We start from the raw sequence: 25,895 nt of genomic DNA on the forward strand, positions 1-25,895 counted from the left end.
GCCGCCGTCAGGGTGGTCTTGCCATGGTCCACGTGACCGATCGTGCCCACGTTCACGTGCGGCTTCGTGCGGGTGAATTTTCCTTTTGCCATTTTCTCGACTCCGAAAAATAACTAGATCAACACACTGACATGGGGTTGCAACCGGCCGGCTGCAACCCCAAAACTGGTGCCCATTGCGGGAATCGGACCCGCGACCTCTCCCTTACCAAGGGAGTGCTCTACCACTGAGCCAAATGGGCGAATACTCAAAAAACTGTGCCTCGCGTCGAACTGGATTCCTGGAGCGGGAGACGGGAATCGAACCCGCGTCATTAGCTTGGAAGGCTAGGGTTCTACCATTGAACTACTCCCGCATCGCGGCGCAACCCCTCTAGCCAAGGTCGCACCGAGCACGGTCCGGGTTCTGTGCTTTCGCCTTCCAGCCTCGCACCGGAACCCGTCATTCAAACGCTCTGCAAAAATCCGTTTCTTCGCTGGTGGAGAGGGCTGGATTCGAACCAGCGTACTCGTAAGAGGGCAGATTTACAGTCTGCTGCCATTAACCACTCGGCCACCTCTCCGGCGAACCTCGAAATATAGCACGGTTGGCAGGCGAGGTCGATGACACGGATCGGGTCGCGGTCGCGGTCGCGGTCGCGAAGCCTATCCGTCGAAGGGCGGGTTCACACCCGCCTGCCGCCCTGCCGGCGTGATTTCACCCGGATCAAAGGCCCCGGGCCTCGCGCCACGCCCGCGCCTGGCCGAAGTGGCCGCAGCCGATGAAAGGCACCGGCGGGCGCAGGGCAGACAACGGCGAAGGGTGGTTGGCCGTCAGCACCTTGTGGCGGCGGCTGTCGATCAGTGCTCGCTTGCTTTGCGCATGCGCGCCCCACAGCATGAACACCACGGGCCGCTCGCCCTGGGCCACGTGCCGGATCACGGCATCGGTGAGCACCTCCCAACCGCGGCCCGAATGGCTGGCCGGCTGGCCTTCCTCGACCGTGAGGCAGGTGTTGAGCAGCAGCACGCCGCGGCTGGCCCACTTGACCAGGCTGCCGCCCGGGTCAGGGAAGGGCGGCGGCGGCGTGCCCAGGTCGCGCTCCAGCTCCTTGAAGATGTTGCGCAGCGAAGGCGGCAAGGCCACGCCCGGTGCCACCGAGAAGGCCAGCCCCTCGGCCTGGCCGCGCCCGTGGTAGGGATCCTGGCCCAGAATCACGACCCGCACCGCATCGGGCGGCGTGAGCTCGAGCGCGCGCAATGGCCTTGGCGGAAAGACGGCCGCACCGGACTTGAGCCGCTCGTGCAGGAAATCGATCAGCTTCAACCCGGTCGGCGAGCCGAAGAACTCGTCGACCAGGGGCTGCCACCCAGCGGCCACTGGCCAATCGGCGGGATCGCTGCTCTGCAGCTGAGTCGGCGGCGCGCTCATCGAAACAGGTCGGCCAGTGCCTCGCCCGGCTCGTCGGCACGCATGAACGCCTCGCCCACCAGGAAGGCATGGATGCCGGCCGCGCGCAGCTTCGCCACGTCCTCGCGCAAGGTGATGCCGGACTCGGTGACGAGCAGGCGATCCGCCGGAACCTTCGGCAACAGATCGAGCGTGGTTTGCACCGAGACTTCGAAGGTCCGCAGGTTGCGGTTGTTGACGCCGATGAGCGGGGTGCGCAGCTTCAGCGCCCGCTCGAGTTCCGTGGCGTCATGCACCTCGACCAGCACCGCCATGCCGAGCCCGGCCGCGATCGCCTCGAAGTCGCGCATCTGCGCGTCGTCCAGGATGGCTGCTATGAGCAGGATGGCGTCGGCGCCGATGGCTCGCGATTCGTAGACCTGGTAGGCATCGACGATGAAATCCTTGCGCAGCACCGGCAGCTCGCAGGAAGCGCGCGCCTGCTTGAGATAGTCGACGCCGCCCTGGAAGAACTGGCGATCGGTCAGCACGGAGAGGCAGGCCGCGCTGACCGTGCCGTCGCCCTCGGCGTAGCTTTGCGCGATGTCGGCCGGGACGAAGTCGGCGCGCAGCACGCCTTTGCTCGGGCTGGCCTTCTTGACCTCGGCGATCACCGCCGCCTGACCGGCCGCGATCCTGGCGCGCAGCGCGCCGGTGAAATCGCGCGTGAGCACCCGGCTCTCGGCATCGAAGCGGATGGCCTCGAGCGAGCGCTTCTTGAGCGCGGCGGCCACCTCTTCGCGCTTGACGGCGACGATCTTCTCGAGGATGTCGGACATGATTTCCCGCCTCCTCAGCCTGCGCTCGTCGCCTGGACCATCTCGGCCAGCTTGGCCTTCGCCGCGCCCGATTCGAGGGCCGAGCGGGCGCGTGCGATGCCGCCCGTCATCGAGTCCACCAGGTCAGCCGCATAGAGCGCGGCGCCGGCATTCAGGATCACGATGTCGCGCGCCGGTCCGGGCTGGTTGTCCAGCACGCCCAGCAACATCGCCTTCGATTGCTCGGGCGTCTCGACGCGCAGCGCGCGGTTGCTCGACATCGCGAAGCCGAAATCCTCGGGGTGCAGCTCGTACTCGCGCACCTCGCCGTTCTTCAGCTCGCCGACCATGGTGGCGGCGCCGAGCGAGATCTCGTCCATGCCGTCGCGCCCGTAGACCACGAGCGCATGCTCGGCGCCCAGCCGCTGCAGCGCGCGCACCTGGATGCCGACCAGGTCCGGATGGAACACGCCCATCAGGATGTTCGGCGCACCGGCCGGGTTCGTGAGCGGCCCCAGGATGTTGAAGATGGTCTTGATGCCCAGTTCCTTGCGCACCGGCGCCACGTTCTTCATCGCCGGATGGTGGTTGGGCGCGAACATGAAGCCGATGCCCACATCGGCGATGCACTTCGCGATCTGCTCGGGCGTGAGGTTGATGTTGACGCCCAGCGACTCCAGCACGTCCGCGCTGCCGGACTTGCTGCTCACGCTGCGCCCGCCGTGCTTGCTGACCTTGGCGCCCGCGGCCGCGGCCACGAACATGGAGCAGGTCGAGATGTTGAAGGTGTGCGAGCCGTCGCCGCCGGTGCCCACGATGTCGACCAGGTGCCGCGTATCGGCCACGGGCACCTTGGTCGAGACCTCGCGCATCACCTGCGCGGCAGCGGTGATCTCGCCGATGGTTTCCTTCTTGACGCGCAGGCCGGTGATCAGTGCCGCCATCATCACCGGCGAGCATTCGCCGCTCATGATCAGACGCACGATGTGCAGCATCTCGTCATGGAACACTTCGCGGTGCTCGATGGTGCGCTGCAAGGCTTCCTGGGGGGTGATGGGCATGATGAATATCCCTGGGTTAGTGAACGGACGGCGCCGCGCCCGGATTCTCGGCGAGCGCAAGGCGGATGCCAAAGCCGACGAACAGCGCGCCCGCGCCGCGCTCCAGCCAGTGCATGCCGCGCCGCACCGCACCCACGCGACGCGCGGTCCATCCCGCGAGCAAGGCCCAGCCGACATTCACGAAGATCGCGTTGACATTGAACAGCGTGCCGAGCAGCAGGAAGGCCAGCGGCTTGCTGGCAGCGTCGGTTGCAATGAACTGCGGCACGAAAGCCAGGAAGAACAGCGCCACCTTCGGATTGAGCACGTTGGTCCAGAAGCCGCCGAGAAACACGTTCTTGAGTTCAACGCGCTCCGTCGCGCCCTCGACCGGCAGCAGATCTTCCTTCGGCCTGCGCGACGCCAGCATGCGCACACCGACCCACAACAAATAGGCTGCACCGACCCACTTGAGCCCCGTGAACAGCGCTGCCGAGGCCGCCATCAGCGCGCCCACGCCCACGGCGGCGGCCGTGATGTGCACGAAGCAACCGGCCGTGATACCCAGGCCGGCCACGATGCCGGCACGCACGCCCGAACGCAATGCCCGGCTCACGATGTAGAGCACGTCCGGCCCGGGCGTCAGGTTCAACAGCAGGCCGGCGGCGACGAAGAGCAGCAGGGAATGCGCATCAGGCATGGAAGAAGCTCCGGATGGCAGCGACGGCGTGGGCGATGCCGGCGGCATCGACGTCCAGGTGCGTGGCGAAGCGCAGGCGATACAGCCCCGTGGCGAGCACACCCTCACGCTTCAGGTGCGCGAGCAGGTCGGCCGATCGCGCCTTCGCCTCGCCCACGAGATCGACGAAAAGCAGATTGGTCTGCGGCGCCTCGACCTTCAGGCCCTCGATGCCGGACAGGCCCTCGGCCAGGCGGCGTGCGAGGGCGTGATCCTCTGCGAGGCGATCGACGTGATGCTGCAGCGCATGGGACGCCGCCGCCGCCAGCATGCCGGCCTGGCGCATGCCGCCGCCGGCCATCTTGCGGATACGGTGGGCCCGAGAGATCAGCTCGCGCGATCCGCACAGCGCCGAGCCCACCGGCGCGCCGAGCCCCTTGCTGAAGCAGACCGAGACGGTGTCGAAGCAGCCCGCGATGCGCCTTGCTTCGGCCCGCGCATCGGTGCCGCGCCGCTGCGCCTGTGCGACCGCGGCATTGAAGAGCCGCGCGCCGTCGAGATGCCGGCCCAGCCCGCGGCGCTGCGCGAGCTGCGTGGCCTGCTCGATGTAGTCGAAGGGCAGCAGCTTTCCGCCCAGCGTGTTTTCCAGGGCCAGCAGGCGAGTGCGCGCGAAATGCGCGTCATCGGGCTTGATGGCCGCCTCGATGTCTTGCAGCGCCAGCGTGCCGTCCGGCTGGTGATCGAGCGGCTGCGGCTGCACGCTGCCGAACACCGCCGCGCCGCCGCCCTCCCAGCGGTAGCAGTGCGCCATCTGGCCCACGATGTACTCGTCGCCGCGCTGGCAGTGGGCGAGGATCGCGCAGAAGTTGCTCTGCGTCCCGGTGGGCACGAAGAGCGCCGCCTCGAAACCCAGCATCTCGGCGATCTGCGCCTGCAGCGCGTTGACGCTGGGATCGTCGCCGAACACGTCGTCGCCCAAGGGAGCGGCGAGCATGGCCGCTCGCATCGCCTCGGTCGGCCGGGTGACGGTGTCGCTGCGCAGGTCGATCACTGGATGGCTCATGGCTTCACTCCAGGAAATTCTTGAGCATGGCATGACCGTGCTCCGTGAGGATGGATTCCGGATGGAACTGCACGCCCTCGATGCGCACCGCCGGATCGAAGCCGGTATGACGCACGCCCATGATCTCGCCGTCCTCCGTCCAGGCGGTGACCTTGAGTTCGGCGGGGCAGGAGTCGCGCTCGATGGACAGGGAGTGGTAGCGGTTGACCACGAATTTCTCGGGCAGCCCGGCGAACACGCCTTCGCGCGTGGTCGTGATCTCGCTGGTCTTGCCGTGCATCAGCTGTTGCGCGCGAACGATGCGAGCGCCGAACGCCGCACCGATCGCCTGGTGCCCCAGGCAGACCCCGAGGATCGGCAGCTTGCCGGCGAATGCCTGGATGGCCGCGACCGAAATGCCGGCTTCGGCCGGCGAGCACGGCCCGGGCGAGATCACCAGCCGGCCGACACCGCCCGCGATGCGCTTGCCCACCTCCTCCACCGTGATCTCGTCGTTGCGATGCACTTCCACCTCCGCGCCCAGCTCGCCGAAATACTGGACGAGGTTGTAGGTGAAGCTGTCGTAGTTGTCGATCATCAGGAGTTTCATCGGGAGAATCTCTCGGAATGCGGACAGCCGAACGCAGAAGTTGCGAAGGTTCCGCAGAAGTCGCAGAAGAAGGCCATCAAGAAGTTCATAGCTTGTTGACCACCCTGTGGATTCCCTTGACGACAGGGAATACGTGGAAGTTGATGAGCAGGCCGAGCTTCAAACCCGAGACGCGCAACAGGGAAAGCAACTGGGCCCGATGTTGCTCGCTGACGGCTTCCATCGCCTTGAGCTCCAGCAACACCCGACCTTCCACAATGAAATCGGCGCGATACGCCACGCCCAGTGGACGTCCCTTGTAGATCGCTTCGATCGGGGCCTCGCGCTCGAAACCCAGTTCCCGCTCATGCAATTCAATGGCCAGCGCCGCCGCGTAAGCGCTCTCCAGCAGCCCCGTGCCCAGGACGCGCTGAACCTCCACCGCCGCACCGATCACCTCGTGCGAAAAATCGTTCTCGAAACCTGGATCTTCCTTCTGCACCCTCTGCGAAGCCTTTGCGCCTTCTGCGTCGGGCTGTCCGAATTCGGTGTTCATTCCAGCCCCTCCTCCACCAGCTCTGCCGCCCGCAGCAAGGCCCGCGCCTTCGCCTCCGTCTCCTTCCACTCCAACTCCGGAACGGAATCGGCCACCACGCCCGCCGCTGCCTGCACATGCAGCATCTGTTCCTTGACGATGCCGGTGCGGATGGCAATCGCGACGTCCATGTCGCCCGCGTAGCTGATGTAGCCGCAAGCGCCGCCGTAGAGTCCGCGCTTGGTGGGCTCCAGCTGGTCGATGAGCTCCATCGCATGCACCTTGGGCGCGCCGGTCAGGGTGCCGGCGGGGAAGGTGGCCTTGAGCACGTCGATCGCGGTCATGCCGTCTTTCAGGGTGCCCTCGACATTGCTCACGATGTGCATCACGTGGCTGTAGCGCTCGATGGCAAAGGCCTCGGTCACCTTCACGCTGCCGGTCTTGGCGATGCGGCCGATGTCGTTGCGCGCCAGGTCGATCAGCATCACGTGCTCGGCGCGCTCCTTGGGGTCGTTGATCAGCTCCTGTTCGGCCGCCTTGTCCAGCTCGGGCGAGGCGCCGCGCGGGCGGGTGCCGGCCAGCGGCCGGATGGTGATCTTCTGCTCGCCCTCCCCCGTGTGCTCCTGGCGCACCAGGATCTCGGGCGAGGCGCCCACCACGTGGAAATCGCCCAGGTCGTAGTAGTACATGTAGGGCGAGGGATTGAGCGAACGCAGCGCGCGGTAGAGCGAGAGCGGCGACTCGGTGTAGCGCTTGCTGATGCGCTGGCCCACCTGCACCTGCATGAAGTCGCCGGCCGCGATCAGTTCCTTGGCACGCACCACCGCCGCGAGGTAGTCGGCCTTGGCGAAGCTGCGCTCCGCCGGATGCGCCTGGGTCGGCCGCACCTGCGGCGCGCTGACCGAGTACTTGAGCTGCTCGCGCAGTTCGCGCAGGCGCCGCTTGGCGTTGGCGTAGGCCTCCGGCTGCGCGGGGTCGGCGTAGACGATCAGGTAGAGCTTGCCCGAGAGGTTGTCGATCACCGCCAGCTCCTCGCACTGCAGGAGGAGGATGTCGGGGCAGCCCAGGGTGTCGGGCGGGCAGGTACCTTCGAGCTTCTTCTCGATATGCCGCACCGTGTCGTAGCCGAAGTAGCCGGCCAGGCCGCCGCAGAAGCGCGGCAGGCCGGGCCGCAGCGCCACCTTGAAGCGCTTCTGATAGGCCGCCACGAAGTCCAGCGGATTGCCGCGCGCTTCCTCGACCACCTTGCCGCCGGTGACGACCTGGGTCAGCGCCTCACTGCCGAAACCGCTGGCCCGCAGCAGGGTGCGCGCGGGCAATCCGATGAAACTGTAGCGGCCGAAGCGCTCGCCGCCCACCACCGATTCCAGCAGGAAACTGTGGCGGCCGCCTTCCTTGGTATGGGCCAGCTTGAGGTAAAGAGACAGCGGGGTTTCGAGGTCTGCAAAGGCCTCGACCATCAGCGGGATGCGGTTGTAGCCCTGTGCGCTGAGGCTCTTGAATTCGAGTTCGGTGATCACGGGTGGGGTCTCCGTCGGCCGGCGACGCCACGGGGTCGCCGGTGTCATTCACATGAGAGGTGGCCGGGTCGGGAAGGACATCGGCCGTGGGCGCACGGCGTGCGCCGTGCCATCAAACAGGCTGCAACGATGGCGTGCGCCAAGGCCAGGCTCCCCGGCCGCCTTGACCTGTCTGAATGACGTGATGAATGAACATGGAAGGGCGAGTTTATCCCAGGGACATCGGCTCCTACAAAAAGATGCATTTGGGCACTCTTTTTCCAAGGAGGGGAGGAACCCCGATGAAAACGCACCGCCCTGCAGCGCCTGCCGGCGCTCCGCGTCTTCGGCCGCGGGACGCCGAAGGACGCGCTGCCCGGAAAAGCCGGCCGATTCAGCGGACCAGGTGCACGCGCAGCGCGCCCAGCTGCGCGTACAGCTGCTGCACCGCCTTGTCGTCCAGCCCGGCGAAGAGCTCCAGCAGCCACTGCTCGTGCGCCTTGGCCATCGCTTCGAAGCTGCGCCGGCCCTTGGGCGTCAGGCTGACGATCCAGGCCCGGCGGTCTTCGGGGCTGGGCGAGCGCTGCACCACGCCCTCGCGCTCGAGCTCGTCCGTGAGGCCGGTGACATTGCCCCCGGTCACCATCAGGTAGCGCGAGAGCACGCGCATCTTGAGGCCCTCGCGGTAGCGGAAGAGCTGCGCCATGTAGTCGAAGCGCGCGAGCGAGATGTCGAAGTTCTCGCGCAGGCGCGTGCGGATCTCGGCCTCGATCTGCGTGGTGCTGGCCAGCATGCGCAGCCACAGCTTGAGCACCGCGTGGTCGCCGGTGCCGGCGCGCGCCTCGTGGCCCAGCTCTTGCGCATCGCTCAGGAGTGCATGGGAAGCATCGTTCTGCTTCATGTGACCTCGCCGCCCGAGACCGAGATCGACTGGCCGTTGACCGAGGCCGCGCCCTCGCCGCAGAGCCAGCGCACCGCATCGGCCACCTCGGCCGGCTGCACGATGCGCCGCTGGGGATTGACGGAAGCGAACTCGGCCAGCGCATCGGCCTCGCTGCGGCCGGTCTTGCCGACCACGTTGCTGATGCTGTCGCGCAGGATGTCGGTGTCGGTGTAGCCGGGGCAGACGGCATTCACCGTCACGCCTTTGCGCGCGACCTCCAGCGCCAGCGAACGGGTGAGGCCGATCACGCCGTGCTTGGCCGCCGTGTAGGCGCTGACATAGGCATAGCCTTTCTGGCCTGCCGTGCTCGCGATGTTGACGATGCGGCCCCAGCCCGCTTCCAGCATGCCGGGCAGCGCGGCCTGGGCGCAGAGGAAGCTGCCGGTCAGGTTGACGGCGAGCATGCGCTGCCAGAGCGCCATGGAGGTCTTCATGAAAGGCGCGCTCTCGGCGGCGCCGGCGTTGTTGACCAGGATCGCGACCGGCCCGCGCTCGGCGCGCGCCTGCGCGAAGGCCGCAGGCACGGCCTCGGGGTCGGGCACGTCGGCCGTCACCACGCCATGGCCGCTGCCCGGCAGCGCGTCCGCCACGCGCAGCAGCGCTGCACGATCCCGGCCCAGCAGCGTCAAGACGGCGCCCTCGGCCGCCAGGGTGCGCGCGATCTCGGCGCCGATGCCGCGGGCGGCGCCAGTCACGAGCGCATGGCGGCCGGTCAATGGATTTGCTTGCATGCCTGAAATGTTTAGTCCTGAATGATTCTAGCGATCACACGCGCCAGCTCAGCGTCACCCGCGGGCCGGCACTCGCCCGCCGGCACCGCGGTCCCAGGTGAGCGCCGTCACGCCGCGCTCGCGCAGCTTGTACTTCTGCACCTTGCCGTTCTCGGTGCGGGGCAGCTCGGGCAGCAGGTCCACATAGCGCGGCAGCGCGAAGTACGGCAGCCGGCTTTCGCAGAAGGCGAGCAGCTCGGCCGGGTCGATGTGCTGACCTTCGTGCGCCACCAGTGCGGCCATCACCTCGTCCTCGGCCAGTTCGGAGCGCACCGGATAGACCGCGCAGGCAGCGACGCAAGGGTGGCTCGACAGCACCTGCTCGACCTCGAAGGAGGAGATGTTCTCGCCGCGCCGCCGGATCGCATCCTTGATGCGATCGACGAAGCGGTAAGCCCCGTCCGCCTCGCGCACCACGCGATCGCCGGTGTGGAACCACAGGTTGCGCCAGGCCTCCACCGTCTTCTCCGGCATGTTGAAGTAGCCGCTTGCGAAGGCATGGGGCTCGTCGGCGCGCAGCAGCAGCTCGCCGGCCTCGCCGTCCGGCAGCGCGGCGTCGTCCTCGTCCGCCACGCGGGCCTGGAAACCCGGGCGCAGCCAGCCCATGACGCCGCCGCGCGCCGAATCGGGCGCGGTGGCGATGGCGAAGTTGGTCTCGGTCGAGCCGTAGCCTTCCAGCAACCGCACGCCCGTGCGCGCCAGAAAGGCCCGAGCCGCCGCTTCCGGCACCCCGGGCCCGAGCCCCACGCGCACGCGATGGTCCCGTTCACCGCGGCCCTCGGGCTGCGCCAGCAGGATGGGAACCATCGCCCCCAGCAGGTAGACCACCGTGGCGCCCGAGGCACGCATCGAGGCCCAGAAGCCGGAGGCGGAGAAGCGCGGCTCGAAGACCACTTCGCAGCCGGTGATCGCGGCTTGCGCGAAGGTGTTGAGCGCATTGATGTGGAACAGCGGCAGCGTGGTGCACAGCACGTCCCCGGCATCGACGCCGAGCACGTCCGCGCTGTTGACGCCCCACCAGTAGTACTGCGCATGCGGGCACACCACGCCCTTGGCCGGCCCGGTGGTGCCCGAGGTGTAGAGGATCGCCAGCGGATCGCCCGGCTGCATCGAGGCCGGCGGCAGGGCCTCGCGCGCAGCGGGGTAAGGCCGCGTGCACACGCCTGCCGCTTCGCCTTCGGCAGCGGCGTCCAGCACCCAGATCTCCCGCAGCGAGGTGCGTGCTCGATCCACCGCCGGCAAGCGCTCGACGAAGCCCGCTTCGATGACCAGCAACTTCGCTTCGCTGTGGCGCAGGAAGTAGTCGATCTGCGGCCCCATCGAGGCTGTGTTGATCGGCACCATCGCGGCGCCGAGCCAGCCGCAGCCGAGGAAGACTTCGAGGAACTCGATGCGGTTGCTGCTCATCACCGCGACGCGGTCGCCGCGCCGCACGCCGGCATGGGCCAGCGCAGCCGCACGGCCCGCTGCGGCCCGCCGTGCGTCGCCATGTGTCCACGACCGGCCGGCGATGCGCAGCAGCGGCCGCTCGCCGAAGCGCTCCGCCTGCCGCTCGAGCATCTCGGGCAGCGTGCGCAACGCGGGCGGCAGCGGGCTAACGGGCCGCTCATTCGTCATCGTCCGTGCCCCCGCCCAGGTAGGTGGCCTGCACGCGCGGATCGCTGGCCAGCGCCTGCGAGGCGCCGGTGAGCGCGATCTCTCCGGTCTCCAGCACATAGCCTTGGTCCGAGCTCTCGAGCGCTGCGCGCGCGTTCTGCTCCACCAGCAGGATCGAGACGCCGTCGTCGCGCAGCTTGCGCACGATGGCGAGGATGTCGCGCACGATCAGCGGCGCGAGCCCCAGGCTGGGCTCGTCCAGCATCAGCAGGCGCGGGGCCGACATCAGCGCGCGGCCCACGGCCAGCATCTGCCGCTCGCCGCCGGAGAGCGTGTCCGCGCGCTGAGCGCGACGCTCGGCCAGGCGCGGGAAGCGGTCGTACACGCCCTGCAACCGCTTCTTCAGGGCATCGCTGCGCAGCCGGCTGCCGAAGGCGCCGAGCTGCAGGTTGTCCAGTACGCTCAGCTCGCCGAAGAGCTCGCGCTTCTCGGGCACCAGGCACAGGCCGCGCTCCACGCGTGCCTCGACGTCGAGGCCGTGCAGGTCCTCGCCCTCGAAGCGCAGCACGCCCTTGCAGGGCAGCAGGCCCATGGCCGCTGCCAGCAGCGTGGTCTTGCCGGCGCCATTGGGGCCGATCACCGAAATGATCTGGCCATGCTCCAGGTTCAGGGACACGCCGCGAACCGCGTCGACCTGGCCGTAGGAAACATGAAGGTCACCTATCTCGAGCATTGCGCTCATACGACGCTCCCCAGATAAGCCGCCTGCACCCGCTGGTCCGCGCGCACGGCCGCGGGCACGCCCTCGACCAGCTTGGAGCCGAAATTCATCACCACCAGCCGGTCCACCAGTTTCATCACGAAGTCCATGTCGTGCTCGACGATCAGGATGGTCACGCCCTCCTCGCGCAGCCTGCGCAGCAGCTCGCCCAGGGCCATCTTTTCCTTTCGGCGCAGGCCCGCGGCAGGCTCGTCGAGCACCAGCAGCACGGGGTCGGCCGCCAGTGCGCGGGCGATCTCCAGGATGCGCTGCGTGCCCAGCGGCAGGCTGCCCGCGAGCTCGTGCGCGCGATCGCCCAGGCCGATGCGGTCCAGCTGGCGCTGCGCCTCCTGCAGGATCTGGCGCTCCTCGTCGCGATCGAGCCGCAGGCCGGCCTTGAGCACCCCCGCGCTCGTGCGCGCATGCGCACCCAGCGCGACGTTGTCGAGCAGCGTCATGTGCGGGCGCAGCTTGACATGCTGGAAAGTCCGCGCCAGCCCCAGCCGCGCCACCTTGCGCTGCGGCATGCCGGCGATGTCGTGGCCGAGGAAGCGCACCTGCCCGGCCGTCATCGGCAAGGTGCAGGTCAGCAGGTTGAACATGGTCGACTTGCCGGCGCCGTTCGGGCCGATCAGGCCCATGATCTCGCCGGCCTTGACCTCGAAGCTCACGTCGTTCACGGCCACGAGACCGCCGAAGCGCTTCACCGCGCCGGTCACCGACAGGATCGGCGTGCCGCGTTCGGGCAGCTTGCGGTGCGGCAGGGGTGCGACCGGCGCCGCCGGCTCACGAGTCGGCGCGGCCGCGGCGCGCCGGCGCGTGAAGCGGCGCACGAAGCCCATCAGCCCGCCGCGCGCGAAGTGCAGCAGCAGGATGAACAGCGTCGCGAAGGCCACCGCCTCGAGCTGGCCGGCACGCTGCGTCAGCAGCGGCAGCACGTCCTGCAGGCCGTTCTTCAGGATCAGCACCAGCGCCGAGCCCACCAGTGCGCCCGCCAGGCTCCCGAGCCCGCCGGCCACCGCCATCAGCAGGTACTCGATGCTGGCGCGCACATCGAAGGGCGAGGGACTCACGAAGCGGTTCATGTGCGCATAGAGCCAGCCCGCGAGGCCGGCGAGCAGCGCGGCCGTCACGAACAGCGTGAGCCGCACGCGGTAGGCGTCCTCGCCCACGCTGGCCAGCAGGATGGCGCCGCCGCGCAGGCTGCGGATCGCGCGCCCCGGCCGCGATTCCAGCAGGTTGTGGCTGAACAGCATGGCCAGCCCGACCAGGACCCAGATCAGGTAGTAGATGGCGCGCGGATCGGCCAGCGAAAAGCTGCCGATCGCGAGTGCCGGGATGTTCGACAGCCCCGTGTGTCGCCCCAGCGCATCCACGTTGCCGAACAGCATCGCGATCGACAGGCCCCAGGCGATGGTCGACAGCGGCAGGAAGTGCCCGCCCAGCCGCAGCGTCAGCATGCCGATGGCCAGCGCCGAGAGGCCGGTCAGGCCCAGCGCGAACACCAGCCCGATCCAGGGCGACAAGCCCTGCGTGGTGCTGAGCCAGGCCGTCGCATAGGCCGCGATGCCGACGAAGGCCGCCTGCCCGAAGGAGGTCGCCCCGCCGATGCCGGTCAGCAGCACCAGGCCCAGCGCCACCAGCGCGCCGATGCCGATGTCGTTGAGCAGCGAGACGGTGAAGTTGCCCGCCAGCAGCGGCACCAGGGCCAGCACCACGGTGACGAGGGTGATCCACAGCAGGCGCCGGGGGAGGCGCCGCGCCGGCGTTCCTGTCGCCGCGCCGCGCTCCACATGGACGGCGCCTTCGGTCGGCTGCGCTGCACTCATTGATGCCTCCAGGCTCTGCACTTCGTGTCATCGCTGCCCCCCGAGGGGGCGCGAGCTTGCTTGGGGCGGCCCGGCGCTGCACTCATTGATCCACCTCCTCTTCTTCCTCTTCCGCATGCACGCTCACGAAGGAGCGCAGCATGAGCACCGGGATCAGCAGGCTGAAGACGATCACGTCCTTCAGCGCGCCGCTCCAGAAGGAGGCAAAGCTTTCGACCACGCCGACCGCCAGCGCGCCGATGGCGGTCATCGGGTAGCTCACCAGCCCGCCGATGATCGCGGCCACGAAGGCCTTCAGCCCGATGATGAAGCCCGAGTCGTAGTACATGGTGGTGACCGGTGCGATCAGCACGCCGATCAGGCCCGCCAGCAGCGAGGCGCAGCCGTAGGCCAGCAACGCGGTGCGTGCCGGCCGAATGCCGACCAGCCGCGCCCCCACGCGGTTGACGGCGGTCGCGCGCAGCGCCTTGCCGGCCACGGTGCGCTCGAAGACCAGGAAGAACAGGCCGCTGAGCACGATCGCCGAAGCCACCATCAGGATCACCTGCCCGCTCACCGTGAAGCCGTCGCCCAGCGGAAGCGAGCCGCTGGCCAGCGGCTGCGTGCGCGAGCCCTCGGGTCCGAAGAACAGCAGCCCCAGTCCCGACAGCAGGAAGTGCAGCGCGAGCGAGACGATCAGCAGCACCAGCACCGAGGCATCGGCGATGGGCTGGAACACGATGCGCGACAGCAGCGGCGCAATCGGCACCACCAGCAGCACCGTCACCGCGATATGCACCGGCGCCGGCACGCCGGGCCGGCTCGCCAGCCAGGCCAGCAGGCAGGGGACGAGCGGCAGCACGCCCCAGCCCAGCAAGGCCTTGGGAATGCGCGCGCTTTCGCCGCGCCGCACCAGGCTGCCGATCTCGGTCAGCAAGGCCAGCGCGGTGAGCACCAGCACCAGGCCGATGGTGGGCGGCACGCGACCGGTTTCGAAGGCGGCCAGCGACAGCGCGGCAAAGGCCGCGACGTCGCCGAAGGGCACGAAGACCACGCGCGTGACCGAGAAGATCAGCACCAGCCCCAGCCCGGCCAGAAGATAAACGGCGCCGTTCGCCAGGCCGTCGATGCCCAGGATCAGTGCCACGTCGGGTGTCATTGCCAAGTCCTCCGCTGTTGCCTCGGTGTCGAATCAGCTCAGTTCGCGAGCTTCCACTGCCCGTTGTCCAGCTTGACGATCACGCGCGCGCGCTCGTCCACGCCATAGAGATTGCCCGGCTTGAAGTTGTAGACGCCGTGCGTGCCCACCACCTCCCGGGTGCTGGCGATCGCATCGCGCAGCGACTGCCGGAACTCCGGCGTGCCGGGCTCGCCCTTGGCCCGCTTGGCCGCGTCGGTGAAGACCAGCCAGGCGTCGAAGGAATAGGCGGAGAAGGCATCGCTCGTGGGCGCGTTGTTGACCTTCTGGAAGATCGCGCGGAAGTCCATCGCGATCTTCTTGGTCGGATATTCCGACGGCAGCTGCTCGGCCACGATCACCGGCCCGGTGGGCATCAGCGCGCCCTGCCCGGCGCTGCCGACCACGCGCACGAAATCGGGGTTGATCAGCCCGTGCTGGCCATACATCGGCCCCTTGAAGCCGCGCTCGGCGAGCGCCAGGAAGGGCAGCGCGCCGGGGGTGCCGGCGCCGCCGGTCATCACCGCGTCAGGCTTCATCGCAATCAGCTTCAGCACCTGCCCGGTGACCGAGGCATCGGCGCGCGCATAGCGCTCGTTGCCCAGCACCTTGATGCCGGCCGCGGGCGCCGCCTTCATCAGCGCGTTGTAGACCAGGTCGCCCCAGGCGTCGGAGAAGCCGATGTAGCCGACGGTCTTGACGCCATCCTTCTTCATGCGCTCGACCACCGCGTCGATCATCAGCTGCGTGGGCTGCGCCACGGTGAAGACCCAGCCGTTCTCCGCCGGGTCGAGCTGGATCGGCGTCAGGCCGATCATCGGCACCTTCGCATCGCGGCCCACCTGCGCCATCGCGATCGCGGCGGGCACGCCGGAGGTTCCCATCAGCACATCCACCTTCTCCTCGTCGACCAGCTTGCGCGCGTTGCGGCCGGCGGTGGTCGGATCGGAGCCGTCGTCGAGCACGACCAGCCGGATCTTGCGGCCGTTGACCTCGCCCCTGTAGGCCAGCGCGGCCTGCATTCCCTTGGCATAGGGCACGCCCAGCGAGGAGTTGGGGCCGGAGAGCGAGACGCTCAGGCCCACCTTGAGATCGGCCGCGAGCGCGGCGGTCGCGCATCCGGCGGCAAGGGCCGCGGCCAGCGCGCTGCGCGCCAGGGTCTTCAGCTTCAGGCTCTTCGTCATGTCATGGCTCCTGGGTGATCGATGGGTCGGATGGGGTGGTTCAGATGAACAGCTGGATGGCCGGAAGCGCGCGCCCCGGGTTGAGCAGATCGATGCGCTTCTGGCGGATCAGGAAGCCGTCGGCATGGCGCACCAGCTGGTGGCGGCAAGTGCCGGCGAGCAGCACCTGCGCTTCGCCGCGCGCCTCGACGTAGATGAACGGCGTGGAGAGCACGAGTCCGTCCTCGCCGTCATGCTCGACCACGGAGCGCTGCAGCACATGCTGGCAGTGGCTCCTGGGATGCTGCGAATGGGCCCGGGGGTTCTTCAGGCGCTCGATGCGCAGCTGCAGGAGCAGGCGGTCTTCATAGGCGATGGAGTTGTGCGACAGCGGATCGGCCTGCGCGGCGCCTTGCAGCGGCACCCAGTAGTGCCCGTCCTCGGCGAAGAGCGCCAGCCAGTCGTCGAAGCGGCCGGCATCGAGCAGGGCAGCCTCGGCGGCGATGAAGTCCTGCGCCTGCGTCACGTCGAAGCCTCCGCCATGTACCTGGCCCAGGCACGGAACTGGTTGCGCATCAGCAGCTCGTTGGTGCCGTTGGTGCTGATGGTGTCCTGCGAGAGCTCGGCCGGATCGAAGTTGCGATGCAGGCTCACCCACTCGTTGCCTTCGGCCTTCAGCCCCTGCTGCATGCTCTCGAACAGGTGCACGTCGTCGTGCGCCACCACCGACATGGGCGAGAAGACCAGCCGGTTGTAGGTCATCGCACGCTCGAAGAGCAGGTCCGGCGCGCCGGCCGCACGAAAGCTCCAGGCCTCGATCAGGGTGCGGTTCGCCGCCAGCGGGCGGATCACCCGGATGGCTTGCGGCGAGCCCTTGACCGAGAGGCTGGGGAACAGCACCGAGTTCTGCGGCGAGCGCTGCAGGATCTCGATCGCCCGCTCGGCGCCGTGCGCCTCGCGCATCGCAGCCTCGTAGTCGGGCAGTTGGGCGTAGTTCGAGTGGATGCTGAAGTTGATGCCCAGCACGCTGTGCCCGTTGGCAAACACGCGCCCGCCCATCTTGTCGAAGAAGTCGTAGCCCGAGCCGAAGGGCAGGATCTGCTCCATCGCCATCGGCTTGGGCTCGTCGGGCGCGCGGCCCTGCCACAGCGCATCGGCCGCCTGCGTGGCCGACTCGTGCGTGGACATCGGATGCACCGTGTCGTTGATGTTCTCGAGGTACATCTTCCAGTTGCAATGGATGATGTTGCGCAACACGCCGCCGCCCACCGTCAGCCGGCCCTCGGGCGAGCGCTCGACCATGTTGTCGATGGCACGCAGCACCTCGCCGAAGTAGTCCTCGAAACCCGGGCCACGATCGGACAGGCGCACGAACACGAAGTCGCGATAGACGGCCGTGTTCTTCAGCTCGACCAGGCCTCGGCCCGATTCGCATTCCTTCAGGCGCGTCCCCTCGTAGCCCGTCTTCAGCGGAATTGCCAGCGGCGCGCCGTCGAGCTTGTAGGTCCAGGCGTGGTAGGGGCAGCGGAAGAACTTGCCCGCATTGCCGCTCTCGTCCGTCACCAATCGGCTGCCCTTGTGCGCGCAGCGGTTGTAGAAGACGCGCACCGCGCCGTCCGCCTGGCGCACCATCATCACCGGCCGGCCGGCCAGCTCCAGCGCCCAGTAGTCGCCGGTGTTCGGCACCTGACTCGCATGGCCCGCATAGAGCCAGGTGCGGGCGAACAGGCGCTCCTGCTCCAGGGCGAACAGCTCGTCGCTCAGGTACAGGTCGCGATGGACGCGGTCCTCCTGGACCAGCGCGCGGATGGCTTCCGGTCGGTCGCGATAGTTGCTGCTCATGGCGGGCCTCTGCGATCCGTCCGGTTCAGGGCACCAGCTTCCACTGGCCCTTTTCCATGCGCACCACCACCACGGCGCGCCGGTCGGAGCCGTAGCGGCTGTCCGGCTTGAAGTTGTAGATCCCGTGCGTGCCCACCAGCTCCCTGGTGCTCATGATGGCATCGCGCAAGGCCGTGCGATAGGCCGGGGTGCCGGGCTCGCCCTTGGTGCGCGAGGCCGCGTCGGCCAGCAGCAGATAGGCGTCGTAGGTGTAGGAGGAGAAGGCATCCGTCGGCAGTGCGCCGTGCGCCTTTTGATAGGCGGCGCGGAAGTTCATCGACACCTTCTTGATCGGGTTGTCGGCCGGCAGCTGGTCGGCCACCAGCACCGGCCCGCTGGGCACCTGCAGGCCCTCGATCGCGCTGCCGCCCACGCGCACGAAGTCGGCATTGATCAGCCCGTGCGTGCCGTAGATCTGGCCCTTGTAGCCGCGCTCCGCGAGGCCGAGGTAGGGCAAGGCGCCGGGCGTGCCGGAGTTGCCGGCGAAGACCGCATCGGGCCGCGTGGCCATGATCTTGAGCACCTGGCCCGCGACCGAGGAATCGGAGCGCGCATAGCGCTCGTTCGCCACCACCTTGATGCCCGCGGCCTCGGCGCTCTTCACCAGCGAGTCGTAGGCCAGGTCGCCCAGCGCATCGGAGAAGCCGATGTAGGCCACCGTCTTCACGCCGGATTTCTTCATGCGCTCGACCACGCCCGCCACCATCAACGGGAAGGGCTGCGAGACCGTCACGGTCCATGCGCCTTCCGGGCCGGGCAGGGTGACCGGCGTGGGCGAGATCAGCGGCGTGCCGAGCTCGCGCGCCACCGCGGCGATGGCCATCGCGCTCGGAACGCCCGAGGTGCCGATGAGGACGTCGACCTTGTCCTCGACCACCAGCTTGCGCGCATTGCGGCCGGCGGTGGTGGGGTCCGAGGCATCGTCGAGCACGATCAGCTCGACCTTGCGGCCGGCCAGCGTCGGATGCTCGGCGATGGCGGCACGGATGCCCTTCTCATAGGGAATGCCCAGCGCCGAGATGGGCCCTGACAGCGAGCTGATGAAGCCGATCTTGAGATCGGCCGCCCACGCCGGGCCGAAGGCTGCGATGGCGAGGAAGGCTGCGGCGGGGGCGAGTAGGCGCTTGAATACGGTCATGTCGGGTGTCGGGTGAATGGGATCGGGAACGGGCAACCGAACGCAGGGGGCGCAGAGGCTTCGCAGAAGTCGCCGATGGAACGCCGGGAACGAGGGCTCACGGCACCAGCTTCCACTGTCCCTTCTCGAGCTTCACGACCACGCGCGAGCGCTGGTCGGAGCCGTAGCGGCTGTCCGGCTTGAAGTTGTAGACGCTGTGGGTGCCCACCAGCTCCTTCGTGCTGACGATCGCATCGCGCAGCGCCACGCGGAAGGCCGGCGTGCCCGGCTCGCCCTTGGCGCGCTGGGCGGCATCGAGAAAGAGCAGCCACGCGTCGAAGGTGTAGGCCGAGAAGGCATCGGTGGGTGCTGCGCCGTTGGCCTTCTGGTAGGCGGCGCGGAAGTCCATCGACACCTTGCGGATCGGGTTCGAGTCGGGAAGCTGCTCGGCCACGATCACCGGGCCGGTGGGCGCGAGCAGGCCTTCGACCGCGCTGCCGCCCACGCGCACGAAGTCGGGGTTGATCAGGGCATGCATGCCGTAGATCTGGCCCTTGTAGCCGCGCTCCGAGAGTGCGAGGTAGGGCAGCGCGCCGGGCGTGCCCGAGGTGCCGGTGATCACCGCGTCCGGCTTCAGTGCCACGATCTTCAGCACCTGGCCGGTGACCGAGGCGTCGGCACGCGCATAGCGTTCGTTGCTCACCACCTTGATGCCGGCGGCCGGCGCGCTCTTGGTGAGCGCGTCGTAGACCAGGTCGCCCCAGGCATCGGAGAAGCCGATGTAGCCCACGGTCTTGACGCCGGACTTCTTCATCTGGTCGACGACGGCATCGAGCATGAGCGGCGCGGGCTGCGGCAGCGTCACCATCCAAGCGCCCTCTTCGCCCGGCAGGTTGGCGTTGGCGATGGAGATCAGCGGCGTCCTGGTTTCGCGCGCCACCGCGGCGATGGCCAGCGCGCCGGGCGACCCGGCGGTGCCGATGATGACGTCGACCTTGTCCTCGTCGATCAGCTTGCGCGCGTTGCGCGCGGCGGTCGACGGATCGGAGCCATCGTCGAGCTGGACCAGCTGGATCTTGCGTCCGTTCAGCTCCTGCTTGTAGGCCAGCGCGGCCTTCATGCCCTTCTCGTACGGGATGCCCAGCGAGGACACCGGCCCCGACAGCGATGTGATGAAGCCGACCTTGTAGTCGGCGGCCCAGGCACTGGAGGCGCTCAGGACGCCGATGCCGAGCACGATGCCCGCCAGGGCGCGGATGGGGCTTGGAACTCTCATGGCGATCCTCCAGGGGTTGGGCCGGGCTTGAACATGATTTATGAAATGTTTAGGTCTAAACAATACTAGCGAGACGGCGCTTCGATGACAAGAGAGGCGACGAGGGGGTTTACGCGGGGGTCCGGCCGGGCGCGCGGGGTGCACCGCTACAGCGCAAGACTTCCCACGCTGGTGCCGCCGCACACATAGAGCACCTGGCCGGTGATGAAGCCGTTGGCCGGATCGGCGAAGAAACGCACGGCCCGTGCCACGTCGGCCGCCTCGCCCAGGCGCTTCACCGGCACCGAGGCGGCGAGCTGGCATTCCTTCTCGCTGCCGGCTTCCACCACGTCGTAGAACATGTCGGTGCGGATCGGTCCCGGCGCCACCACGTTGACCGTGATGCCCTCGGCCGCCAGCTCCAGCGCCCAGGTGCGCGCCATCCCCAGCATGCCGGCCTTGGTGGCCGAGTAGCTGGTGCGCGTGGCCAGGCCCACCGCGGCCCGCGAGGACAACAGCACCACGCGGCCGAAGCGCTCGGCGCGCATCGCGGGGAGCGCGGCCTGCACCAGCTGGATCGCGCAGCCCAGGTGCAGCTCGACCAGCGCGTCGAGGTCCTCGAGCTTGACCTCGGGCAGCAGGGCCGGCCGGATCACGCCCGCGTTGTGAACCACGGTCCTCACCTCGAAGCGGCTCGCCATCTCCCGCGCGGCTTCGGCGGTCGCGGCGCGGTCCGTCAGGTCGACCTCGATGTTGAAGAGCTTGGGATGGTTGATCTCGCATCGGCGCCGCGCCAGCGACACCACCTCGTAGCCTTGCGCGAGCAGGTCCGCGCAGATCGCCTTGCCGATGCCGGCACTGCCGCCGGTGACGGCGGCGACGGGATGCGTGAGGTTCATGGTGATCTCCTTTTCTTGTTCAAGCCGCGTCTCCCACCAGCGCCAGCACCCGCAGCGGACTGCCGCTGCCCTTCTCGATCTTCAGCGGCGGGCAGATCAGCACCGCGCCGGTGGGCGGAAGCTGGTCGAGGTTGGCGAGGCACTGCAGGCCGTACCTGCCCGCGCCGTGCATGAAGTAGTGGCACGGATAAGGCGGGCGCAGGTGGTAGCCCTGCCCGGCATCGGTCCCGATCGCCTCCGAGCCGAAGCCCAACACCTCGCGCTGCTCGACCAGGAAGCGCACCGCCTCGGCGCTCGGGCCCGGCGTGTGCTGGCCGGTCTCGTCGAAGTTCTGGTAGGCCTCGGGGTCCTGCCGCTTCGACCAGTCGGTGCGCATCAGCACCCAGGCGCCCTTCGGGATGCGCCCGTGCTCGGCCTCGAAGCGCTCGATGTCCTCCACGGTCATCAGGTAGTCGGCATCGGCCTTCACCTGCGCCGAGCAGTCGATCACGCAGGCCGCCGCGACGAAGTGCTGCACGGGGATGGTGTCGACCGAGTTGTTCGGCAGATCGCGGCCCGAGATCCAGTGGATGGGCGCGTCGAAGTGCGTGCCGGTGTGCTCGCCGCAGGAAAAGTTGTTCCAGTACCAGCCCGGCCCGCGCTCGTCGTACTTCGACACCTCCTCGATGCGGAAGGGCCAGCACTGGCCCATCTCGGGCGGCAGCGCGATCTGCGGAAACTCGGGCGTCAGCGTCTGCGTGAGGTCGATCACGCGGATGCGGCCGGTCGCCATGGCGCCGACCAGGCCGCCGAGGAGTTCGGCGGTGGACATCAGTTCGGTGGTGCTCATCGTGTTGCTCCTGCTCATCCGCCCGCGGCCAGCTCGCGTTCGAGCACCTTGGGGTTGTCGCGCCAGCGATCCAGCCACTCCTGCGCCACGTCGCCGGGGTACACGTCCTCGAGGCCTTCGCGCAGCGCCTTGACGATCGCATTGGCGAGTGCGGCGGGTGTGACCTTCGGCGGTGGCAGGTGCTGGTTCCATTCGTCGTCGATCGGGCCGGGGAACACATTGACCACGCGGATGCCGGCGGGGCGCATCTCGGCGCGCAGGCACTGCGACAGCGAATACGCCGCCGCTTTCGAAGCGCTGAAGGTGCCGTGCGGCGGGAAGTTCGCGAGGGCGTAGATCGACAGCAGGTTGACCCAGGCCGTGGCGCTGGTCACGCCATCGGCCGAGCGCCCCTTGAGCGCGGGCCCGAACTCCTGCGCCAGGCGCAGCAGCCCGAAGTAGTTGATGTCCATCTCGGCCTTGGCGACGTCGGTGCCGCGCCGCGCGCCGATGCCGAAGGTGCGGTGCACCTCGGCGTTGTTGATCACGATGTCGACCTTGCCGCCGATCTCGCCGGCCAGCTCGCTGACCGAGCGGCCGTTGGTCAGGTCCAGCGGCACCAGCGTCACCTGCGGCAGGGCCGTGATGTCCTCCAGGCCGCCGAGCTTCTTCCAGGGCTCGGCATGGCCGACCCAGACGATGTCCGCGCCGGCCTTCACCAGGGCGCGCACGATGGCCTGGCCCACCTCGGTCTTGCCGTCGGTCACCAGCGCCTTGCGGAACTTGGGATCGCTGGTCATCTCGCGCAGCATCTTGTCGTCGGCCATATGGGCACTCCCTTCGTTCGGAAATCCAATGAGTACGGCTTGTCCCGCGCGGTCCAGGCGCGCGCCGACGCGCACCCGCGCCGGCGCATCCCCGACCTCGCCGTGCATGTGCACCATCAGCGTCGGTCCGCTGTCGAGGTGCACCAGCCCCAGGCGCCACGGCAGGCGCTCGCGGAAGAACAGGTCGTTGCTGTGGTGCAGCGTGGTGGTGGCGAGCAGCGCACCCTCGCCCGTCTGCTCGCGCCAGTGCAGGCGCGGCGAGAGGCACTTGTGGCAGGCCTCGCGCGGCGGGTACTGCACGGTGCCGCAGTCCTGGCAGGTCTGCAGCTCGAAGCGGCCTTCGGCGGCCGCGGCGGTCATGCCGAGCGCAATGCGCCCGCGCGAGCCGGGCGGCAGGTTCATCTGCCGCGTGCGCAGGATGGGGTTCTTGCGCTTGGGACGCATGAGGGGCATGGTCATGGTTCGCTATGCCTTGTCATGAGGACACGGGAGCGGACATCCGCGTTCATTCCGACCTCCCCAGAATCACTGCGCCCGTGCACAGGCAGCGGTCGTAGGTGACCATGCCGAAGCCGGCCACCAGGCCCAGCTTCGCATCGGGCACGCGGCGCGGACCGGCCTGGTCGGTGAGCTGGCGGATCGCCTCGACCATGCCGAGGAAGCCGCCCGCTGCCCCGGCCTGGCCGGCCGAGAGCTGCCCTCCGCTGGTGTTGTTGGGAAAGCTGCCGTCGAAGGTCATCGCGTGCGAACGCACGAAGTCCGGGCCCTCGCCCTTCTCGCAGAAGCCCAGGTCCTCGAAATGCATCATCACGATGACGGGATAGTCGTCGTAGGTCTGGACGAAGTCGAGCTCGGCGGGCTTCACGCCCGCCTGCGCATAGAGGTCGTCGCGGTCCTTGCGCCAGCCGCCCCGCACCATTACCGGGTCCTCGGCATAGGCGTTGTGGCGCTCGATGGCGCCGCGGATCACGACATGGGCAAGACCCAGGTCGCGCGCCCGCGCTTCGCTCATGACCAGGAAGGCCTCGGCGCCGGCGCAGGGCATGACGCAGTCGAACAGGTGGATGGGCTCGGAGATCGGGCGGGCCCCCATGTATTCGTCGAGCGTGAGCGGCTTCTTGAACATTGCGTTCGGATTGCCCAGCGCGTTGGTGCGCTGGTCCACCGCGATGCGGCCGAAGTCCTCGCGCTTCGCACCGTAGGTCCGCATGTAGTTGGCGGTGATCATCGCGAAGATCGAATTGGGGCCGCCCGATCCGTAGGGATAGCTCGCGTCGCGCGCGAAGTTGCTGAAGCTGCCGAGCGTGAGGCGGAAGGAATCGACATGGTTGGTGTCGGCGCCCACGCAGGCCACGATCTCGGCATCGCCCGCCTGCACCGCCCGTGCCGCGCGGCGCAGGCACATCACGCCCGAGGCGCCGCCGGTGGGCACGTGGTCCAGCCAGCGGGGCGACAGCCCCAGGTGCTGCGTCACGCCGACGGCCGTGTCGGGCGCCAGCGAGAAGCTGCTGAGGCACAGGCCGTCGATGTCTTCCTTGGCCACGCCGCTGGCCTTGACCAGCGCCTCGAGCGCCTGGCCGACGAACCAGTGCGCGCTGCGCGTGGAGTAGCGCGCATAGGGCACGGTGACGGGGACCGCAACCGCGACGCCTTCGTAGGACTGCCTGCGCCTCGTGGTCGTGTCCGACTTCATGCGCTTCACCCTTGCCTCTTCTTCATCGCACGCGTGTCGAAGCAATGCGCCTGCCCCGGCAGCGCCTGCGCCAGCTCGCGCAGCTGGCCACGCTGGATCTTCTGCGAGGCGGTGAGCGGCAGCGCATCGACGAAGGCGACGTAGCCGGGTGCCTTGTAGTAGGCCAGCTGCGCCAGCGCGTGCTCGACGATGTCCTGCGCGATCCGCGCGCGCTCGGAGACCTCCACCTCGTCGCGCACGACGATGCAGGCCAGCACCTCGTCGCCGCGCACCGCATCGGGCGTGGCCGCCACGGCGGAGGTCTTCACCGCGGGATGCTGGTTCAACACGCTTTCCACTTCCACTGCCGAGATGTTCTCGCCGCTGCGCCGGATCACGTTCTTCTTGCGATCGACGAAGAAGAAGTTGCCCTCGGCATCGCGCCGCACCAGGTCGCCCGTATGGAACCAGCCATCGGCCCAGGCCTCGCGGGTGGCTTGCTCGTCCTTCAGGTAGCCGGAGAAGAAATGGCGGCGCGGGTCATTGCCGGCGGCGCGCACCAGCAGCTCGCCGGGCGCATCGGCGGGCACGTCCTGGCCTTCGTCGTCCAGCAGGCGGATCTCGACGTAGTCCTGCTGCCGGCCGAAGCAGCTCGTGCCCACGAGCCGCGGCTCGCGGTTGGCCATGATGCAGGCGCCGGCCCCGGTCTCCGTCATCGCCCAGGCCTCGACCAGCGGAAAGCCGAAGCGCGATTCGAAGGGCGCGTGGTTCTTGCGGTCCACGCCGGCGCCGAAGCCCCAGCGGATCGCGTGGTCGCGATCGGCCGCCGATGCCGGCGCGGACAACAGCATCGCGGGCATGACGCCCAGGTAGTGGACGATGGTGGCGCGGCTCTCGCGCGCGCTCGCGAGCCAGGTCTTGGGGTGGAAGCGGTCCAGCTGCACCAGGCAACCACCGGCCACCAGCACCACCATGGTGGAGAAGGCCATGGCGTTCATGTGGTTGAGCGGCAGCGGCGTGATGACGCGCTCGGCATCGCGCCGCACGCTGCACACGCCGTCGAGCGCGGCATACCACTCGCCCGCGCGCAGGAAGTAGGCATTGCTCAGGATGCAACCCTTGGGCCGGCCGGTGGTGCCGGAGGTGTAGAGCAGTGCGCATTCGGTGTCGAGGCCGATCGGATCGCGCGCGCGCGGCGCTGCTGCCGCAGCAACCGGCACTGCGCCGCCGGCTTCCATGGTGCGCAAGTCGATGCCGGCCTGCGCCGCCGCTGCGAGCAGATCGGCTTCGCGCTCGGGCAGGGTCACGGCCAGGCCCATCTCGCTGTGGCCGATCAGGTAGACCAGCTCGGCCGAACGCATCTCGGCATTGATCGGTACCACGCTCACCCCCAGCGCGTTGAGGGCGAACCAGTGCAGCAGGAAGGCCGGCCGGTTTTCCAGCAGCAGGCCGACGCGATGGCCGTGGCCCCAGCCGGCCGCCAAGTAGGCGCGGCGCAGGCGCTCGACCCGGTCCGCGGCCTCGCCCCAGCGGAGGGCGCCGGCCGCGATGCCGTAAGCCTTTGCCGTCACCGATTCGGTGAACAGGAAATCCGCACCCGGCGTGCGCGCCGCCGTGGCTGCGAAACATTGGTGGACGGTGGTGTGCAT

Annotated in this window: 25 protein-coding genes and 3 tRNA genes; all 28 read right to left on the reverse strand. The window is 68.6% G+C overall.

Annotated elements, in window-relative coordinates; translation table 11 throughout:
* The coding region (locus J2739_RS27000; RefSeq protein ID WP_082519739.1) for a GTP-binding protein at positions 1-92 on the reverse strand (92 nt) is incomplete at its 3' end.
* Between the two features lie 74 nt (positions 93-166).
* Positions 167-241: transfer RNA gene (locus J2739_RS27005), tRNA-Thr, on the reverse strand.
* Positions 242-281: 40 nt separating this feature from the next.
* A tRNA-Gly gene (locus J2739_RS27010) sits at positions 282-355 on the reverse strand.
* Positions 356-476: 121 nt separating this feature from the next.
* Positions 477-562, reverse strand: a tRNA-Tyr gene (locus J2739_RS27015).
* Positions 563-705: 143 nt separating this feature from the next.
* The gene (locus J2739_RS27020) at positions 706-1,410 is read right to left on the reverse strand and encodes a uracil-DNA glycosylase (protein ID WP_309907487.1); all 705 of its coding nucleotides are present in this window, start codon (positions 1,408-1,410) and stop codon (positions 706-708) included.
* A complete protein-coding gene (gene trpC, locus J2739_RS27025; protein ID WP_309907489.1) occupies positions 1,407-2,207 on the reverse strand; it encodes an indole-3-glycerol phosphate synthase TrpC in 801 nt (266 codons plus the stop codon). The genes J2739_RS27020 and trpC overlap by 4 nt, the downstream gene beginning before the upstream one ends.
* A 14-nt stretch (positions 2,208-2,221) precedes the next feature.
* Positions 2,222-3,247: an anthranilate phosphoribosyltransferase gene (gene trpD / locus J2739_RS27030; protein WP_309907491.1), complete on the reverse strand. Its 1,026-nt coding sequence runs from the start codon at positions 3,245-3,247 to the stop codon at positions 2,222-2,224.
* Between the two features lie 16 nt (positions 3,248-3,263).
* The gene (locus J2739_RS27035; protein ID WP_309907493.1) at positions 3,264-3,926 is read right to left on the reverse strand and encodes a LysE family translocator; all 663 of its coding nucleotides are present in this window, start codon (positions 3,924-3,926) and stop codon (positions 3,264-3,266) included.
* Complete coding sequence (ltaE, locus tag J2739_RS27040; protein WP_309907494.1) at positions 3,919-4,968, reverse strand: low-specificity L-threonine aldolase; 1,050 nt, start codon at positions 4,966-4,968, stop codon at positions 3,919-3,921. The genes J2739_RS27035 and ltaE overlap by 8 nt, the downstream gene beginning before the upstream one ends.
* Positions 4,969-4,972: 4 nt before the next feature.
* A complete protein-coding gene (locus J2739_RS27045) occupies positions 4,973-5,557 on the reverse strand; it encodes an anthranilate synthase component II (protein ID WP_309907496.1) in 585 nt (194 codons plus the stop codon).
* 85 nt (positions 5,558-5,642) lie between these two features.
* Positions 5,643-6,092, reverse strand: coding sequence for a GxxExxY protein (locus tag J2739_RS27050; RefSeq protein WP_309907498.1), 450 nt, complete (start codon positions 6,090-6,092; stop codon positions 5,643-5,645).
* Positions 6,089-7,591, reverse strand: coding sequence for an anthranilate synthase component I (gene trpE, locus J2739_RS27055; RefSeq protein WP_309907500.1), 1,503 nt, complete (start codon positions 7,589-7,591; stop codon positions 6,089-6,091). Before trpE ends, J2739_RS27050 begins: the two co-directional genes overlap by 4 nt.
* 373 nt (positions 7,592-7,964) lie before the next feature.
* On the reverse strand, positions 7,965-8,471 hold the full coding sequence (locus tag J2739_RS27060; RefSeq protein WP_309907502.1) for a MarR family winged helix-turn-helix transcriptional regulator: 507 nt from the start codon (positions 8,469-8,471) through the stop codon (positions 7,965-7,967).
* Positions 8,468-9,244 (reverse strand): SDR family NAD(P)-dependent oxidoreductase, encoded by a 777-nt coding sequence (locus J2739_RS27065; RefSeq protein ID WP_309907503.1) that lies wholly within the window; start codon positions 9,242-9,244, stop codon positions 8,468-8,470. The genes J2739_RS27060 and J2739_RS27065 overlap by 4 nt, the downstream gene beginning before the upstream one ends.
* A 54-nt stretch (positions 9,245-9,298) precedes the next feature.
* On the reverse strand, positions 9,299-10,900 hold the full coding sequence (locus J2739_RS27070) for an ATP-dependent acyl-CoA ligase (protein WP_309907505.1): 1,602 nt from the start codon (positions 10,898-10,900) through the stop codon (positions 9,299-9,301).
* Positions 10,890-11,621, reverse strand: a complete 732-nt coding sequence (locus J2739_RS27075) for an ABC transporter ATP-binding protein (RefSeq protein WP_309907507.1) — start codon at positions 11,619-11,621, stop codon at positions 10,890-10,892. Before J2739_RS27075 ends, J2739_RS27070 begins: the two co-directional genes overlap by 11 nt.
* Complete coding sequence (locus J2739_RS27080; protein ID WP_309907509.1) at positions 11,618-13,468, reverse strand: branched-chain amino acid ABC transporter ATP-binding protein/permease; 1,851 nt, start codon at positions 13,466-13,468, stop codon at positions 11,618-11,620. The genes J2739_RS27075 and J2739_RS27080 overlap by 4 nt, the downstream gene beginning before the upstream one ends.
* 82 nt (positions 13,469-13,550) lie before the next feature.
* Positions 13,551-14,606, reverse strand: coding sequence for a branched-chain amino acid ABC transporter permease (locus tag J2739_RS27085; protein ID WP_309907511.1), 1,056 nt, complete (start codon positions 14,604-14,606; stop codon positions 13,551-13,553).
* 38 nt (positions 14,607-14,644) lie between these two features.
* The gene (locus J2739_RS27090; RefSeq protein WP_309907514.1) at positions 14,645-15,808 is read right to left on the reverse strand and encodes an ABC transporter substrate-binding protein; all 1,164 of its coding nucleotides are present in this window, start codon (positions 15,806-15,808) and stop codon (positions 14,645-14,647) included.
* A 40-nt stretch (positions 15,809-15,848) separates the two neighbouring features.
* Positions 15,849-16,313, reverse strand: a complete 465-nt coding sequence (locus J2739_RS27095; RefSeq protein ID WP_309907516.1) for an aromatic-ring-hydroxylating dioxygenase subunit beta — start codon at positions 16,311-16,313, stop codon at positions 15,849-15,851.
* Positions 16,310-17,629 carry an aromatic ring-hydroxylating dioxygenase subunit alpha gene (locus J2739_RS27100; RefSeq protein WP_309907518.1) on the reverse strand — a complete coding sequence of 440 codons (1,320 nt, stop codon included), beginning with the start codon at positions 17,627-17,629 and terminating at the stop codon, positions 16,310-16,312. Before J2739_RS27100 ends, J2739_RS27095 begins: the two co-directional genes overlap by 4 nt.
* A 25-nt stretch (positions 17,630-17,654) precedes the next feature.
* Positions 17,655-18,806: an ABC transporter substrate-binding protein gene (locus tag J2739_RS27105; RefSeq protein ID WP_309907520.1), complete on the reverse strand. Its 1,152-nt coding sequence runs from the start codon at positions 18,804-18,806 to the stop codon at positions 17,655-17,657.
* A 97-nt stretch (positions 18,807-18,903) separates the two neighbouring features.
* Positions 18,904-20,061: an ABC transporter substrate-binding protein gene (locus J2739_RS27110; RefSeq protein WP_309907522.1), complete on the reverse strand. Its 1,158-nt coding sequence runs from the start codon at positions 20,059-20,061 to the stop codon at positions 18,904-18,906.
* A 146-nt stretch (positions 20,062-20,207) separates the two neighbouring features.
* Positions 20,208-20,939, reverse strand: a complete 732-nt coding sequence (locus J2739_RS27115; protein WP_309907523.1) for an SDR family NAD(P)-dependent oxidoreductase — start codon at positions 20,937-20,939, stop codon at positions 20,208-20,210.
* Between the two features lie 19 nt (positions 20,940-20,958).
* Positions 20,959-21,768, reverse strand: coding sequence for a cyclase family protein (locus J2739_RS27120; RefSeq protein ID WP_309907526.1), 810 nt, complete (start codon positions 21,766-21,768; stop codon positions 20,959-20,961).
* 14 nt (positions 21,769-21,782) lie between these two features.
* Complete coding sequence (locus J2739_RS27125; RefSeq protein ID WP_309907527.1) at positions 21,783-23,033, reverse strand: SDR family NAD(P)-dependent oxidoreductase; 1,251 nt, start codon at positions 23,031-23,033, stop codon at positions 21,783-21,785.
* Positions 23,034-23,079: 46 nt separating this feature from the next.
* Positions 23,080-24,267: a thiolase family protein gene (locus tag J2739_RS27130; RefSeq protein ID WP_309907529.1), complete on the reverse strand. Its 1,188-nt coding sequence runs from the start codon at positions 24,265-24,267 to the stop codon at positions 23,080-23,082.
* 5 nt (positions 24,268-24,272) lie between these two features.
* Complete coding sequence (locus J2739_RS27135) at positions 24,273-25,895, reverse strand: AMP-binding protein (protein ID WP_309907531.1); 1,623 nt, start codon at positions 25,893-25,895, stop codon at positions 24,273-24,275.

It is taken from the genome of Variovorax soli, from assembly GCF_031454625.1.
Lineage (GTDB): Bacteria > Pseudomonadota > Gammaproteobacteria > Burkholderiales > Burkholderiaceae_C > Variovorax > Variovorax soli_A.

What these genes read in the sequence shown, in the direction of transcription:
- J2739_RS27045 (WP_309907496.1), bottom strand. Translation starts at nt 5,557, where the DNA reads ATGAAACTCCTGATGATCGACAACTACGACAGCTTCACCTACAACCTC.
- J2739_RS27135 (WP_309907531.1), bottom strand. Translation starts at nt 25,895, where the DNA reads ATGCACACCACCGTCCACCAATGTTTCGCAGCCACGGCGGCGCGCACG.
- J2739_RS27125 (WP_309907527.1), bottom strand. Translation starts at nt 23,033, where the DNA reads ATGACCATGCCCCTCATGCGTCCCAAGCGCAAGAACCCCATCCTGCGC.
- J2739_RS27020 (WP_309907487.1), bottom strand. Translation starts at nt 1,410, where the DNA reads ATGAGCGCGCCGCCGACTCAGCTGCAGAGCAGCGATCCCGCCGATTGG.
- ltaE (WP_309907494.1), bottom strand. Translation starts at nt 4,968, where the DNA reads ATGAGCCATCCAGTGATCGACCTGCGCAGCGACACCGTCACCCGGCCG.
- trpD (WP_309907491.1), bottom strand. Translation starts at nt 3,247, where the DNA reads ATGCCCATCACCCCCCAGGAAGCCTTGCAGCGCACCATCGAGCACCGC.
- J2739_RS27130 (WP_309907529.1), bottom strand. Translation starts at nt 24,267, where the DNA reads ATGAAGTCGGACACGACCACGAGGCGCAGGCAGTCCTACGAAGGCGTC.
- J2739_RS27115 (WP_309907523.1), bottom strand. Translation starts at nt 20,939, where the DNA reads ATGAACCTCACGCATCCCGTCGCCGCCGTCACCGGCGGCAGTGCCGGC.
- J2739_RS27070 (WP_309907505.1), bottom strand. Translation starts at nt 10,900, where the DNA reads ATGACGAATGAGCGGCCCGTTAGCCCGCTGCCGCCCGCGTTGCGCACG.
- J2739_RS27090 (WP_309907514.1), bottom strand. Translation starts at nt 15,808, where the DNA reads ATGACGAAGAGCCTGAAGCTGAAGACCCTGGCGCGCAGCGCGCTGGCC.
- J2739_RS27085 (WP_309907511.1), bottom strand. Translation starts at nt 14,606, where the DNA reads ATGACACCCGACGTGGCACTGATCCTGGGCATCGACGGCCTGGCGAAC.
- J2739_RS27120 (WP_309907526.1), bottom strand. Translation starts at nt 21,768, where the DNA reads ATGAGCACCACCGAACTGATGTCCACCGCCGAACTCCTCGGCGGCCTG.
- J2739_RS27080 (WP_309907509.1), bottom strand. Translation starts at nt 13,468, where the DNA reads ATGAGTGCAGCGCAGCCGACCGAAGGCGCCGTCCATGTGGAGCGCGGC.
- J2739_RS27100 (WP_309907518.1), bottom strand. Translation starts at nt 17,629, where the DNA reads ATGAGCAGCAACTATCGCGACCGACCGGAAGCCATCCGCGCGCTGGTC.
- J2739_RS27065 (WP_309907503.1), bottom strand. Translation starts at nt 9,244, where the DNA reads ATGCAAGCAAATCCATTGACCGGCCGCCATGCGCTCGTGACTGGCGCC.
- J2739_RS27060 (WP_309907502.1), bottom strand. Translation starts at nt 8,471, where the DNA reads ATGAAGCAGAACGATGCTTCCCATGCACTCCTGAGCGATGCGCAAGAG.
- trpC (WP_309907489.1), bottom strand. Translation starts at nt 2,207, where the DNA reads ATGTCCGACATCCTCGAGAAGATCGTCGCCGTCAAGCGCGAAGAGGTG.
- J2739_RS27105 (WP_309907520.1), bottom strand. Translation starts at nt 18,806, where the DNA reads ATGACCGTATTCAAGCGCCTACTCGCCCCCGCCGCAGCCTTCCTCGCC.
- J2739_RS27035 (WP_309907493.1), bottom strand. Translation starts at nt 3,926, where the DNA reads ATGCCTGATGCGCATTCCCTGCTGCTCTTCGTCGCCGCCGGCCTGCTG.
- J2739_RS27050 (WP_309907498.1), bottom strand. Translation starts at nt 6,092, where the DNA reads ATGAACACCGAATTCGGACAGCCCGACGCAGAAGGCGCAAAGGCTTCG.
- J2739_RS27110 (WP_309907522.1), bottom strand. Translation starts at nt 20,061, where the DNA reads ATGAGAGTTCCAAGCCCCATCCGCGCCCTGGCGGGCATCGTGCTCGGC.
- J2739_RS27075 (WP_309907507.1), bottom strand. Translation starts at nt 11,621, where the DNA reads ATGAGCGCAATGCTCGAGATAGGTGACCTTCATGTTTCCTACGGCCAG.